This window comes from Ureibacillus acetophenoni, assembly GCF_900220965.1.
In the GTDB taxonomy this organism is placed as follows: Bacteria; Bacillota; Bacilli; order Bacillales_A; family Planococcaceae; genus Ureibacillus; species Ureibacillus acetophenoni.
Window position 1 is genome coordinate 26466 of record NZ_OBQC01000004.1, and the last position, 13212, is coordinate 39677.

At 35.4% G+C, this 13212-nt stretch carries 13 protein-coding genes; 1 reads left to right on the forward strand and 12 read right to left on the reverse strand.

Translation table 11 applies throughout. The annotated features are described in order from the left end of the window. Nucleotides 1-42 precede the first annotated feature (42 nt). The 4 genes from CRO45_RS07415 to CRO45_RS07430 form a co-directional block, all read right to left on the reverse strand. On the reverse strand, nucleotides 43-774 hold the full coding sequence (locus CRO45_RS07415; protein ID WP_097149033.1) for a pseudouridine synthase: 732 nt from the start codon (nucleotides 772-774) through the stop codon (nucleotides 43-45). A 342-nt stretch (nucleotides 775-1116) separates the two neighbouring features. Beyond that, a complete protein-coding gene (locus tag CRO45_RS07420; protein WP_235864543.1) occupies nucleotides 1117-2124 on the reverse strand; it encodes a D-alanyl-D-alanine carboxypeptidase family protein in 1008 nt (335 codons plus the stop codon). Nucleotides 2125-2239: 115 nt separating this feature from the next. Next, the gene (scpB, locus tag CRO45_RS07425; protein WP_097149035.1) at nucleotides 2240-2833 is read right to left on the reverse strand and encodes an SMC-Scp complex subunit ScpB; all 594 of its coding nucleotides are present in this window, start codon (nucleotides 2831-2833) and stop codon (nucleotides 2240-2242) included. Beyond that, on the reverse strand, nucleotides 2808-3584 hold the full coding sequence (locus CRO45_RS07430) for a segregation/condensation protein A (protein WP_097149036.1): 777 nt from the start codon (nucleotides 3582-3584) through the stop codon (nucleotides 2808-2810). Before CRO45_RS07430 ends, scpB begins: the two co-directional genes overlap by 26 nt. A 143-nt stretch (nucleotides 3585-3727) precedes the next feature. On the opposite strand from CRO45_RS07430, the gene CRO45_RS07435 reads away from it, so the two are divergent. After that, entirely contained in the window at nucleotides 3728-4234 is a 507-nt protein-coding gene (locus CRO45_RS07435) for a DUF309 domain-containing protein (protein WP_097149037.1), read from the forward strand. A gap of 40 nt (nucleotides 4235-4274) precedes the next feature. Here CRO45_RS07435 and CRO45_RS07440 read toward each other — a convergent pair whose 3' ends face one another. From CRO45_RS07440 to CRO45_RS07475, 8 genes are all read right to left on the reverse strand, one after another. Next, nucleotides 4275-4637, reverse strand: a complete 363-nt coding sequence (locus CRO45_RS07440) for a GNAT family N-acetyltransferase (protein WP_097149038.1) — start codon at nucleotides 4635-4637, stop codon at nucleotides 4275-4277. Nucleotides 4638-4859: 222 nt separating this feature from the next. Further along, entirely contained in the window at nucleotides 4860-6185 is a 1326-nt protein-coding gene (gene lysA, locus CRO45_RS07445; protein ID WP_097149039.1) for a diaminopimelate decarboxylase, read from the reverse strand. A gap of 99 nt (nucleotides 6186-6284) precedes the next feature. Then, nucleotides 6285-7751, reverse strand: coding sequence for a spore germination protein (locus CRO45_RS07450; protein ID WP_097149040.1), 1467 nt, complete (start codon nucleotides 7749-7751; stop codon nucleotides 6285-6287). Next, nucleotides 7748-8542, reverse strand: coding sequence for a SigF/SigG family RNA polymerase sporulation sigma factor (locus CRO45_RS07455; protein ID WP_097149041.1), 795 nt, complete (start codon nucleotides 8540-8542; stop codon nucleotides 7748-7750). The genes CRO45_RS07450 and CRO45_RS07455 overlap by 4 nt, the downstream gene beginning before the upstream one ends. A gap of 45 nt (nucleotides 8543-8587) precedes the next feature. Continuing rightward, nucleotides 8588-9031 (reverse strand): anti-sigma F factor, encoded by a 444-nt coding sequence (gene spoIIAB / locus CRO45_RS07460; protein ID WP_097149042.1) that lies wholly within the window; start codon nucleotides 9029-9031, stop codon nucleotides 8588-8590. After that, complete coding sequence (locus CRO45_RS07465; protein WP_097149043.1) at nucleotides 9024-9377, reverse strand: STAS domain-containing protein; 354 nt, start codon at nucleotides 9375-9377, stop codon at nucleotides 9024-9026. Before CRO45_RS07465 ends, spoIIAB begins: the two co-directional genes overlap by 8 nt. Before the next feature lie 326 nt (nucleotides 9378-9703). Further along, complete coding sequence (locus tag CRO45_RS07470; protein ID WP_097149044.1) at nucleotides 9704-11428, reverse strand: SulP family inorganic anion transporter; 1725 nt, start codon at nucleotides 11426-11428, stop codon at nucleotides 9704-9706. Between the two features lie 457 nt (nucleotides 11429-11885). After that, nucleotides 11886-13190, reverse strand: a complete 1305-nt coding sequence (locus CRO45_RS07475; protein ID WP_097149045.1) for a pyrimidine-nucleoside phosphorylase — start codon at nucleotides 13188-13190, stop codon at nucleotides 11886-11888. Nucleotides 13191-13212 lie beyond the last annotated feature (22 nt).

A 13212-nucleotide genomic window follows, 5' to 3' on the forward strand; every position in this document is an offset into this window, starting at 1 on the left:
CGATTTTGAAGGATTTTCGAACTTTTCACTATTTGTTTAGCGTTAATCTATTTTACCTGTCTCAGCTAGTACTCTTAGAAGTTTCACTTCATGTTTTGTTAACTGACGATATTCTCCAGGATTTAGCCCCGTTAAATCTAAAAATGCAAATCTTTCTCGTTTAAGTTTAACGACAGGTGTTCCAATTGCCTCGAACATACGTCTCACTTGACGATTGCGCCCCTCATGGATAGTAATCTCACAAATCGCTTTTCCAGCCTTTTCATCAAATGAAGTCATACTAACTTTTGCAGGTGCAGTTTTACCATCCTCTAACTTGATTCCTCTTTGAAGTTTTTTTAATCCATCAATTGTAGGTACACCTTTAACCCGCGCAACATAAGTTTTATCAATTTTAAATTTTGGATGAGTCATTTGGTATGCAAATTCGCCATCATTCGTTAATAAGAGAAGTCCAGTTGTATCATAATCTAGTCGTCCAACAGGAAAAATTCGTTCAGGTACATTATTAAATAGATCTGTTACAGTTTTGCGCCCTTTATCGTCTGTTACTGCTGAAATAACGCCTCTCGGTTTATAAAGCAAATAATACACTTTGTCTTCTTTTTCAAGTTTGACGCCATTCACTTCTATAACGTCAGAGTTAGATACTTTGGTTCCCAATTCTTTGACAGTTTTCCCATTAACTTTTACTTTACCTTCTAAAATTAGTTGTTCTGCCTTTCGCCTTGAGGCTACTCCAGCATAAGCTATTACTTTTTGTAATCTTTCCATCTTTAATGTTCACTCCATTATTTAAATCTTTTTAACTTCGAAACGAGGCTTTTGAGAATTTTAATTTGTCCAAATAAGTCCTTTCAATATCCCATTTTTAATAATAGAACTACGAAATAACTACATACTAATTATTCTTAAGTCTGTTGAAAATTATGTCATATTTTAACCCAATATTAAAGGAAAATTGCTTATAGTAATAAAGCATTATCACAATGTGCCATTATTTGTTCAAAAGTTTGCAAGTATTTCATTTAAATACCAAATTCCACATAAAAAAAGACTTACTTAGAAAGTTTACCTTCTAAATAAGCCTTTAAATCAAATATCTAAAATTATATTTCACGTCTCTAAATCTACTTTTTTTGTAAATACACTTCGATCATTTAAGAAGACATGCCAAATACCAAATTCACTTTGTTTCCTAGATAAATAGACTACATTTTTTAACTGTTCTTCTTCTTTAGGAGTTAATAATAGTCTAATGGGCTCTTCTAATTTAACAGATATCTTTTTATTTACATTATAAGTTCCTTTTTCAGCAACCGTTACAGCTTTATATTCATCAAACGCTTTTTGTGCAAGGTATTTATGTACTTGCCAATCATTTGATTCATTTAAAGTTACTACAATAACCCTTTTTCCATCTTGTTCAAAATAAGTAGCTAAAGTTCTACCCGCAACCTTCGTAAATCCAGTTTTACCAGCAATCGCTCCTACTTTTTCTCTTAGTAAACGATGTTTGTTTAACCAGTTTGTACCATGTGTTAATTTATCTGTTGAATTATACGTTATAGTAGTTGCAATCTCACGGAAATTCTCATTATCCATTGCATATTTAAGCATCAGTGCCGTATCGTATGCAGTTGATATATGATACTCATGATGTAAGCCAGATGGATTTGTAAAATAAGTATTTTGCAAACCGTATAATAACGCTTTTTCATTCATTAAATCTACAAAACCTTCTAAAGATCCTCCTACACTTTCGGCAATAGCATGGGCTGCATCGTTACCAGAACGCAGCATTAACCCGTAAAGTAAGGTTTCCAATTTTACCTTTTCACCTGGTTCTAAATAAATAGATGACCCTTCAGCAAGTACTGCTTCATGTGAAATGGTAACTTCCATATCTAAGTCAGCATTTTCAACAGCTACAAGGGCAGTCCACATTTTTGTTAGACTGGCAATGGGCATTTTCACATGAGGACTACTTCCAAATAATAGCCTTCCAGAATCAGCATCAATTACTGCATAAGAAGCACTTGCAGCTTTTGCTACTCCAAAATAGGCTGTGAGTGAAAATGCTAAAACAAAAATCACTTTAACAAGTTTTTTCAGTCTAGGCACTCCTTTGTAAAATTAATCCAATAATTATTTAATTGTGACCTTTCAAAGAAAATTGATCCGACTTAGTTAGTATGTGTATTCATGTTGTTGACAATTCAACATACTTAGATTTAATTTAATTTTCATCACTTGAAAATGCTTCTTGGAATTTTGTCATAAATAAATCTGTTTCTTGTTCATCATCTTTTAGTGCTTCTTCTGGAAGAGGTGGAAGCTCTTCGATAGTTTGTAATCCAAAATAATTTAAAAACTCTTTTGTTGTGCCATATAGAATTGCACGGCCTGTCCCTTCCGCACGGCCCACTTCTTGAATGAGGCCACGAGAAACGAGAGTTTGTATTGGACGATCACTCTTTACACCTCTTAAATCTTCAATTTCAACTCTAGTAATTGGCTGTTTATAAGCTATGATTGCGAGAACCTCAAGTGAAGCTGCTGATAATACATTGCTAGTTGGATTTTCAACTAACTTTTTAATTGTCTCAGCCATTGTTGGTTTTGTTGTTAATTGGTATGTACCAGCAAGGTTTTTTAATGTAATTCCTCGAATATTTGATTGTTCATAATTTGTTTTCAGCTCACTTAAAGCAGCTTCAACTTCCATTAGTTCTGCATCTAGCAGTTGAGTTAATTGTTTCGCAGTAATTCCTTCGTCCCCCATAACGAACAGAAGAGCTTCAATTTTACTCATCAATAGTTCTGAGTTCATCTTCGGGAGCCTCCTTGTCTAAAATTACGTATAATTCTTCGAAGTTATTTTGTTGTTCTACTGATACAACTTGTCTTTTCATAAGTTCTAAAATGGATAAAAATGTAACAATAATCGTTGTCTTATCTTCATAAGGGAAAAGCTTTGAAAAGGCGGTTTTTCCTCCATTAACCTTTAAAGAATCTACAACCGCAAACATTTGGTCTTTAACTGATATTTCTTGCCTTGCAACTCGAGTCGACAATGGTTTTCTTAAATTTTTACGGCGTAAAATTTTCTGTAGGGCTCCAATCATATCGAATACATTTACACTTGCATCAAATAAAGCAAGTTGTGTATCAGGAACCATTGAAGATAAGTCACTAGGCGGTCGAGTAAATACTAATGATCGATCCGATTCTAATTCTTTTAATTCAATTGCTGCTTCTTTATATTTTTTATATTCAATAAGCTTGTTTACTAATTCCTCTCGTGGGTCTTCCATTTCCACTTCAAACTCGGCTTCTTCCATTTCGCCTTCATGGATTGGTAATAGCATTCTGCTCTTAATGGCAAGAAGTGTTGCTGCCATTACTAGATATTCACTCGCTTCATTAAGTTCTAACACTTTCATTGCATGAATATGGTCAATATATTGTGCAGTTAATTCAGCCATTGGGATATCATAGATATCAATTTCCAAACGATGAATTAAATGCAATAATAAATCAAGAGGCCCTGAGAAGGCATCTAATTTTACTTCATAAGACATAACTGTACCACCTGATAAATTTATTCGATCAATAATCCGATTTTGTATAAAATTATTGCATTCTACAATAGTACCATTTGTAATGACCATTTGAGAATTTCAAAATTTATAACATTAAATAGTATATAGGAAAGAGGATATCAATGCACCCGCTGTTTCACCCATTGTTTGTAGATTATTGTTCACATTTTAATGGCACTCAAGATTATTTTGAATGTCATGAAGTTTTAGAAGAATATTGGAAAAAACATTCACCAAACGATAAAAAACATCCACTAGTAGGATATATTCAGTTGGCTACAGGCTTGTATCATTGGAGACGACAGAACAAAAAAGGCGCACTACGAATTTTAACGAAAGCTTATAGTATTTTTCAAGAAAATAAAAACTCCGAGTTTTTTGAATATGTAAATTTCAACCATTTATGTGATTATTGCATTAAATCTATTGAGAAGATAAAGCAAAATTGTCCATTTGAAGCATTTCAACTACAAATTGTTAATAAAGAACTAAATAGTTTGGTAGAAAAACGTATTGTTGAACTACCAAAAGATTCATATCACTTTCTACTTAATAAACATATGCTTCGTGATCGCTCAGATATTCTAATTGCAAGAGAATTAAAAAGAAATTCAAAAAGATTACCATAGTTAACAATATTCAAGTTGAAAGAAAAAAGCAAAAGGTACTTTAATTAGTACCTTCTGCTTCGCTTAAAATTGTTAAACATTTATCTACAAATAATTTTGTTATTTCGTTTGCAACAACCTTATATTGTTTTGAAAGCTCTTGGAGCATTGCTAGTGCAACACCCTCACCTCTATGAGAAGGGATGACAGAAATATGTTGTACAGTGGCTATATTTCCATCAACAGCAACCCCTACAATTCCAATATATTCTTCACCCTTTTTCCATAAAAACAAATGCCAACAATCGTCCTGCTCATACTTCTCCATCGTTTCCATCAAATGTTTAACTTCTTTTTCATAAGGCATGAATGAAAGCAGGCCCATTGCTATTTTTTCAAATGATTTTTTATAGCGAACTAACATCTATAACATTCCCTCTTTTATTTACATGTCATCTTTACATAAACTAAATTTCCCTAAACAAAATAACTTAAGTAAGCAAACAGATCTTAAATTTTCCTTTTACCTAAAACTTGTCATATTATTGTAAAGATGAGTTTGGAATGATAATAAATAAATAGATTAATCCCCATATAATGCAAGCTGCTACTATAACACCTAGCAACCACCATTTTGAACTTTCTCTCATTTTACACTCACCTTATTCAAAGAAAATGGAAGGTCGTTTTGAACAAGATCCTCATAACTTTCTCTTTGAATAGCTAGTTGGTGTTCACCTGATTCAACAAAGACAACTGCAGGACGTGGAACACGGTTATAGTTTGACGCCATTGAGTATCCGTAGGCACCAGTACAAAATACTGCTAATAAGTCACCAGACTCTGCTTTTTGTAATTCTGCATCAACGATTAACTTATCGCCTGATTCACACAGTTTACCTGCAACAGTATATGTAAAGTTTCTATTTTCGTTTGCTTTGTTAGCAATTGTTGCTTCATATTTTGCATCATATAAAGCAGGACGAATATTGTCACTCATTCCTCCATCAACCGCTATATAATCACGAATCATAGGTACTGTTTTTTGTGACCCTATCGTATAAAGGGATGTACCAGCATCTCCAACTAAAGAACGACCTGGCTCAATCCAAATTTCTGGCATAGATAACTTATATTCTTTCACGTGATCTTGAACTGTTTTAATCATTTCTTCAACATACACTTTCGGCTCTAATGGATGATCTTCTTCTGTATAACGAATACCAAATCCACCGCCTAAGTTTAACACTGTACATTCGAATTGATGTTGTTCTTTCCAATCACTAATTTTCTTCATTAACTTTCCAGCTGCTAAACTAAAGCCATCAGTTTCAAAAATTTGAGATCCAATATGACAATGTAAACCTAATAATTGTAAGTAAGGATGGTTAGCAACTTTTTGGAACGCTTCATCTGCTTGACCATTATTTAAATCAAAACCGAATTTTGAATCTGCTTGACCTGTTGTAATAAAGTCATGAGTATGTGCTTCTACCCCAGGAGTAACACGAAGTAATATTCGCATTGGTTGTTTTTTAGTTTCTGAAATCTCTTTTAGTAATTCAATTTCATAGAAATTATCTACTACGATACAACCAATTTTCGTATCAAATGCCATTTCAAGTTCTGAATAAGATTTGTTATTCCCATGGAAATGAATTCTTTCAGCTGGGAATCCTGACTTAATCGCTGTATAAAGCTCCCCACCGGATACAACATCAAGCGATAGATTCTCTTCATTTGCTAATTGATAAATAGCTACACACGAAAATGCTTTTGATGCATAAGCCACTTCAGCTTTAACGCCCATTTTGTTAAAAGTATCAATAAATCCTCTTGCACGTTTTCTAATTAGTTCAAGGTCATAGATGAAAAGTGGGGTACCGTACGTTTTTGCTAAATTGACTGTATCTACCCCACCAATCATTAAATGACCGTCTTTTGTTATTGTTTGTGTACCATATAAATGCATCAACGATCACTCCTTATGTTCAAAGGAAAAATTCCTTTCGTTTAACAAAAACTTATATGTGAACTTTAACATAGGAACCATCGTTTCGCAACGGTACAATCATGCACGTTTTCGAGATTTTGCTCCGACAATATATGGTCTAATTGCATCATCAGCCATTGGGAATCGGATAAAGACGCGTGCAAATGCTGTCGGGAAAAATGGTATTAATGGCCACATATATGGTACATTCATTGGCCTTAAGTGGCAGAAATAAGACAAGGTTATAAATAATGAGATAAAGAATCCATTTGCTCCCCAGAGCGCTGTTAAAATAATAATGAAAAATTGGAAGTATTTTAACGCTGTACTCAATTCATAGGTAGGAATCGCAAATGAAAAAATGGCCACGACCGCTGTATAAAGTACTACTTCTGAAGAGAATAATCCAACTTCAATCGCGATTTGACCTATGATAACACCAGCCACTAACCCCATTGCGGTGGATAGTGGCGTAGGGGTGTGTATTGCAGCGAGTCGTAAATATTCTAACCCTAAACTCGCAATAATAATTTGAAGGAATAAAGGAATATGGTTATCCTCTTTAGCTCCAATAAAGGACAATGCCTCAGGAACATGATATTCGTTGGTGGCTAGTAAATACCAAATCGGTAACAATGTTAGACTTAAAAATGCTGCTATATACCTAAGTAGTCTGACGGATGTACCTATAAACGGTGCTTGACGGTACTCCTCTGCATGTTGTAATAAATGGAACATCGTCACAGGTACAATAATGACCGATGGCGACGTATCCACCACGATTGCGATATGCCCCTCAAGTAAATGCGCAGCAATTATGTCGGGCCTTTCCGAATATCTAACAAAAGGCATTGGATGGAACCTTTGTTTAAATAACCATTCTTCGAGCGATTTATCGGTCATCGTAAGACCATCGTGTTTAATTTGCTCAAACCTTTTCTTGATCCACTCCAAATGCTTATCGTTTACGATGTCGTTCATATAGACAATTGCAACATCGGTTTGTCCAATATCCGAAAGTTTATGGAGGTTAAATCGTAATTGAGGACTCCTAATGCGGCGGCGGATTAACCCGGCATTAATAATGATATTTTCTGCAAAGCCGTCACGAGATCCTCTAATTACTTTCTCATTATCCGGCTCTTCAGGGGAACGGCCAGGATAATTACGTAATTCTAGCGTATACGCATAACCAGATAAAGTAATTATCCCGACAGTGCCACTTAAAACGGATAGAACAAATTCTTCTTTGTCCTTTGGCTCTGACTTTCCGAAGAAGTTAAAATGCTCATCAAAATAATCAGGTTCGTCTTCAATCCGATTGTCTAACGTAATCATTTCACTTTCTTCACGTTCGTAGAAAAGTGGAGTTAGTTGAATTGTTAATGTATTTGAGTCAATAAGCCCACTAACGTAGACAAGAAGCACCGGTAAGTCCCTTACAAATGCTTCTTTCATAAGAAAATCAAATGATTCGTCTTTACCAAATTGACCTTCTAAATATTTTTTTGCCTCGTCTATAGATGTAAAAATCTTGTTTGTCATTTATTCACCGTCTTTTTAGTAGATCGTGATGTAGAATTATTTGTATCCATCCATTGCTTAAGTTGTGCTAAAATCTTCTTTTCTAACCTTGATACTTGTACTTGAGATATGCCAAGCCGTTCTGCAATATCGGTTTGGGTTAAATCTAAGTAATAACGCAAGTAAATAATTGCCTGTTCGCGTTTATCAAGCTTTGCTAGCACTTCTTTTAAAGGAACGTATTGAAAAGGTAGTTCTGACTTTTCATCTTTCATTTGATCCATTAATGTGATGGAATCGCCTTCACTTTCAAACAATTGTTCATGTAACGAAGCTGGATCTCTCATTGCATCCGTGGCAACAAGCACTTCATCCTTAGTTACACCTAGCATATCTGCTAGTTCCGAGATAGATGGCGGTTTTTCATTGGTCTTTAAAAATTCATCGGTTGCGTGACGGATTTTATAATTCAATTCTCGTATCGAACGACTCACTTTCACCATTCCATCATCACGAAGAAATCGTTGAATTTCCCCGATAATCATTGGAACAGCATACGTCGAAAATTTTACATCATAAGATAAATCAAACTTATCAACAGATTTCATGAGTCCGATACAACCAATTTGGAACAAATCCTCAAGCTCTACTCCACGAGAAGCAAACCGTTGAACAATGGACCAAACGAGCCGGGTGTTGCCTTCAATCATTTGCTTTCTCGCGTCAATATCACCAGCTTGCGCTTGAGCAATGAGCTCACGCATTTCCTCCTGTGTCAACAAAACATTGGACGGCTGTTCGATTGTCCTCATCCCCCTTACTTCTATCAAATACGCTTAACGTATTCGCGTCCAAAATTATGAAATTTGTGGCATTTTTACAGAGAGAAATTTTTTAGAGAACGTCACCACTGTCCCTACACCTGGCTCAGATTCAACTTGTAAGTTGTCTGCAAAGCTTTCCATAATTGTAAAGCCCATTCCAGAACGCTCCATTTCAGCCTTTGACGTGTACAATGGCTCCATTGCCTTTTTCAAATCAGGAATGCCTTTTCCTTCATCTTTAACAGCGACCGAAATGATATCGCCTTCGCGCACAGCCCGTACCGTAACAATTCCTTTGCCATCTTCGTCATAGCCGTGAATGATTGCATTCGAAACTGCCTCTGATACAATCGTTTTGAATTCGGAAAGTTCATCAATGGTTGGATCAAGTTGAGACACAAAACTTGTTACAGCCATCCTCGCTAAACTTTCATTTTCACTTACAGCTAAGAATGAAAGCGTCATTTCGTTATCCATTCACAATCCCCCTTGCATGCATTATTGCGTCTTTTTCTTTTCCATCCATCATTAACGATGACATTCCTGAAAATTGAAAGATTTTCTTCATCGTATTTGATGGATTTAATATAATAGTTTGTCCATTTACTGCACGCAGTTCTCTCATACGTCCTAGAATTAAACCTACTCCAGAACTATCCATAAAGTTTAATTTCTCTAAATTCCAAATAATCGTTTTGAGACTTCCTTGTAAAATGGTTCTAGAAATTTGATCGCGGATTTTTTCTGTTGCATGGTGATCTAGCTCGCCGTATAAACGAATCACTGCGATTGTATCCAAGTGCATATTAATTTCATAATTCATGTATGGTATTCGCCTCCTCTTACAATTGGCTATTCCACATCGCACTCTATTTTCCTTTCTGTCTGACAATAGTAGAAAAAATTCGTTAAAAGTAGTGTGAATACGACATTTTAATCTCTTCTACTTGTTAATTATTGACTGTCAAAACTCCAGGTTTTTCTATTTTGTTTTTGCCCGAAGTTTCAAATGTAAATGGACAATAGAAAAAAACATTACCATCATTTAGTATGGTTAAATAGGTCAAATTTTAATCAAAATAAAAAAACTATCTTTCAAAATGATTTCCCATTTCGAAAGATAGTTATTGTCATTTATATAAATTTTGATTAACTTATTTTTTGAGACGACAATTCTGTACATTCTCGGAATGCAAAATGTTTACAACCAATACAAGCATTTCGATTTAAACTACCAATTGCTCGATTAATTGCATCCCCAGTACGGTCATAAAAATTATTCTCGCCAATCTTTTTAGTTAATCCATTTTGGTCTAAAACTTTTTTCAACTCAGGATTTACTCCTGTTACAAGGAGAGTTCCACCTTTACTCTTAAAATCTCTAACAATATTACGGAAATATTCTTCCCCCGTCGTATCCATAAACGGAACTTTCCCCATACGTAGGATTAACACATTCGGTTGATAATTGATGCTAGAAAGAATTCTTTGCTCAAAGGTTTGTGCAGCTCCGAAGAATAATGGTCCTTCAATTGTATAAATACTTACTTGTGGACAGTCATGTTTTGGATTTACAACATGAGGGAGAACTTTTCCATTACGATCCTCGTGATCTGGAAGCACTTTTGTTACTACTAGCATTTCACTCATTCGTTTTGCAAATAAAACAACCGCAAGCAATAAACCAACGACAACGGCATTTGTCAAACTAGTAAATATAGTAAGTAAAAATGTGATTGCTAGAACGAGAGAATCACCTGATTTTAATTTTATAATATGTGCGAAATGTTTTCGTTCACTCATATTCCAAGCGACAATCATTAAAACTGGAGCCAAACTCGCAAGTGGAATATGAACAGCAAATGGTGCAAAGACTAACAAAGTTAAAAGAACTACTAGTCCATGAATTACACCAGACATTGGGGAAACCGCACCAGATTTAATGTTTGTTGCAGTTCGTGCAATTGCACCAGTTGCTGGAATCCCACCAAATAAAGGTGTCACAATATTTGCAACCCCTTGTCCAATTAACTCCTTATTACTATTATGTTTACTATTTGTCATTCCATCTGCAACTACTGCGGATAAAAGGGACTCAATTCCCCCTAGCATCGCAATAACAAAAGCAGGTCCAAGTAATACATAGATTTTTTCTAAAGTGATTTCAGGAATTTGGAATTCTGGTAGTGTACTTGGTATTGCACCATAGGTTGAACCAATTGTTGCAACTTCACCACTAAAAAATATAGCAGCAAATATAGAAGAAACAACAATACCTACGAGCGCACCAGGAACTTTAGGTAAGATTTTAGGTGTTAACAATTGTACAGTTAAACAGATCAGTGCAATGATCACACTATAGAAACTAATCGTGTTGAAATGTGTCGCAATTTCACGTAAATTATCGATGAAATATTCATGTGATTCCATACCCGTTAGTCCGAAGAAGTTTCCAATTTGCCCTGTAAAGATAATTACTGCAATTCCCGCTGTAAAACCTATTGTTACTGGTCTAGGAATATATTTAATAAGTGCTCCTAGTTTAAAGATCCCCATAAGGACTAGCATGACACCAGCCATTAACCCAGCTATTAATAGATTCTCATAACCGTAGGCAATAACTATCCCTAGTAAAATAGGAACAAATGCGCCAGTTGGTCCACCAATTTGATACTTAGACCCGCCAAGTAAGGAAATTAATATACCCGCAATAATAGCTGTGTAAATTCCGTATTCTGGCTTTACACCTGACGCTATGGCAAAAGACATGGCAAGTGGGATTGCTACAATACCAACAATCGTTCCGGATAGCAAATCCTTCTTAAATAAATTAAATGAATACCCTTCAAATCTCCCCGACCAAAATTTATCCATTTTATCCCTTCTTTTAATAATATTTCGTTTTCTCTCTTTTACGTTACGGTTTTACTCGTAAACGCTGAAATTCTGAAATTAACCTTATTCTAGCATATTTTCCCAAAAATAACATAAAAAGTTAGTCGCATATAATAATTGTTATACGCTACTAACTTCAAAAGTCGTCTTAATCGATCCATAAAGGGAGAGAATCTGTAGGCGATATTCATTTAAGTTATAGCTATTCCCACTTGACCTGAGTGTGATTTATACCTTAATTTTAACACTATCCCTGTTATATAACAATAGTCCCAGTAATATATTTTTATAGAGTCATATTGGAAGGTTATTATTAAACTAATAATATTGATACCTATCCTTTCCACTTTTAGGAAGTTGGAAAGAAAATGCGTCCAAGATGGCTCCACAACAGAAAGGAGGTTATCCAATGTGCATTAGATAACCTCCCTACTATTTACTCTGTAATTACCTTTTTAATCAACTCTGGTGCTTCAACCTTTTCCGCAGAAATAACTATATGCGTATAAAGTTTTTGAATGACATTTTCAATATCGAGTTGATTTGTATGAATCGTTACGAGTGTGTCTCCGATTGCAACAGTATCGCCTACTTTTTTCTGTAGGACAAGACCTACCGACAAATCGATGGTAGATTCTTTCGTTGCTCGGCCTGCACCTAGTAACATTGCAGCAATTCCAATGTCGTCTGCTTCCATTTTTTGAATGTACCCTGTTTCTTTTGCAGCTACATCAATTGTGTATTTCGCTTGAGGTAGTTTCGTTGGATCATCCACTACAGATGGATCGCCACCTTGAGCAGCAACAAACTTCTTAAACACTTCAAGAGCTTCACCATTTTGAATAACCTTTTCAAGCATTGTTCTAGCTTCTTCGATTGTTTTTGCTTTTCCACCTAAAACAACCATTTGGGCACCAAGTGTGTAGCATAGCTCTTCTAAATCTTTTGGACCCTCACCCTTTAATGTATCAATTGCTTCTTTAACTTCCAATGCATTACCAATAGCGTATCCTAATGGTTGGCTCATATCAGAAATAATCGCCATCGTTTTACGGCCAACATTGTTACCGATTTTCACCATGGCATGGGCAAGAGCTTCTGATTCTTCAAGCGTTTTCATAAATGCCCCGTCACCAGTTTTAACATCAAGGACAATCGCATCTGCACCAGCAGCAATTTTCTTAGACATAATAGAACTTGCGATTAACGGAATGCTTGGAACTGTTCCAGTCACATCACGAAGAGCATATAACTTTTTATCAGCTGGCGTTAAGTTCCCACTTTGACCTATTACCGCCATTTTCATTTCATTCACTTGTTTTGCAAATTGGTCACTAGATAGCTCTACATGAAAACCTTCAATTGCTTCAAGTTTATCAATTGTTCCACCAGTATGACCAAGTCCACGACCACTCATTTTCGCAACTGGAACACCACATGCAGCTACCATTGCAGCAAGTGATAATGTCGTTGTATCTCCTACACCGCCTGTAGAGTGTTTATCTACTTTAATGCCTTCAATTTTAGATAAGTCAATTTGATCACCTGATTCAACCATAGCCATTGTTAAATCAGCTCTTTCCCTTTCCGACATGTCACGGAAATAAATCGCCATCATTAATGCACTTACTTGATAATCAGGAATTTCACCTTTTGTATAACCTTGAACAAAAAAGCGAATTTCTTCTGTCGTTAGTTCTTCACCGTTTCGCTTTTTTTCAATAATATCTACCATTCTCATTTTGAGTGGCCTCCTTACTCGC

Bases quoted from the DNA above. Each gene is read 5' to 3' on its own strand.
- CRO45_RS07415 (WP_097149033.1), bottom strand. From the start codon at position 774: ATGGAAAGATTACAAAAAGTAATAGCTTATGCTGGAGTAGCCTCAAGG.
- scpB (WP_097149035.1), bottom strand. From the start codon at position 2,833: ATGAACTCAGAACTATTGATGAGTAAAATTGAAGCTCTTCTGTTCGTT.
- CRO45_RS07430 (WP_097149036.1), bottom strand. From the start codon at position 3,584: ATGTCTTATGAAGTAAAATTAGATGCCTTCTCAGGGCCTCTTGATTTA.
- CRO45_RS07435 (WP_097149037.1), top strand. From the start codon at position 3,728: ATGCACCCGCTGTTTCACCCATTGTTTGTAGATTATTGTTCACATTTT.
- CRO45_RS07440 (WP_097149038.1), bottom strand. From the start codon at position 4,637: ATGTTAGTTCGCTATAAAAAATCATTTGAAAAAATAGCAATGGGCCTG.
- lysA (WP_097149039.1), bottom strand. From the start codon at position 6,185: ATGCATTTATATGGTACACAAACAATAACAAAAGACGGTCATTTAATG.
- CRO45_RS07450 (WP_097149040.1), bottom strand. From the start codon at position 7,751: ATGACAAACAAGATTTTTACATCTATAGACGAGGCAAAAAAATATTTA.
- CRO45_RS07455 (WP_097149041.1), bottom strand. From the start codon at position 8,542: ATGAGGACAATCGAACAGCCGTCCAATGTTTTGTTGACACAGGAGGAA.
- spoIIAB (WP_097149042.1), bottom strand. From the start codon at position 9,031: ATGGATAACGAAATGACGCTTTCATTCTTAGCTGTAAGTGAAAATGAA.
- CRO45_RS07465 (WP_097149043.1), bottom strand. From the start codon at position 9,377: ATGAATTATGAAATTAATATGCACTTGGATACAATCGCAGTGATTCGT.
- CRO45_RS07470 (WP_097149044.1), bottom strand. From the start codon at position 11,428: ATGGATAAATTTTGGTCGGGGAGATTTGAAGGGTATTCATTTAATTTA.
- CRO45_RS07475 (WP_097149045.1), bottom strand. From the start codon at position 13,190: ATGAGAATGGTAGATATTATTGAAAAAAAGCGAAACGGTGAAGAACTA.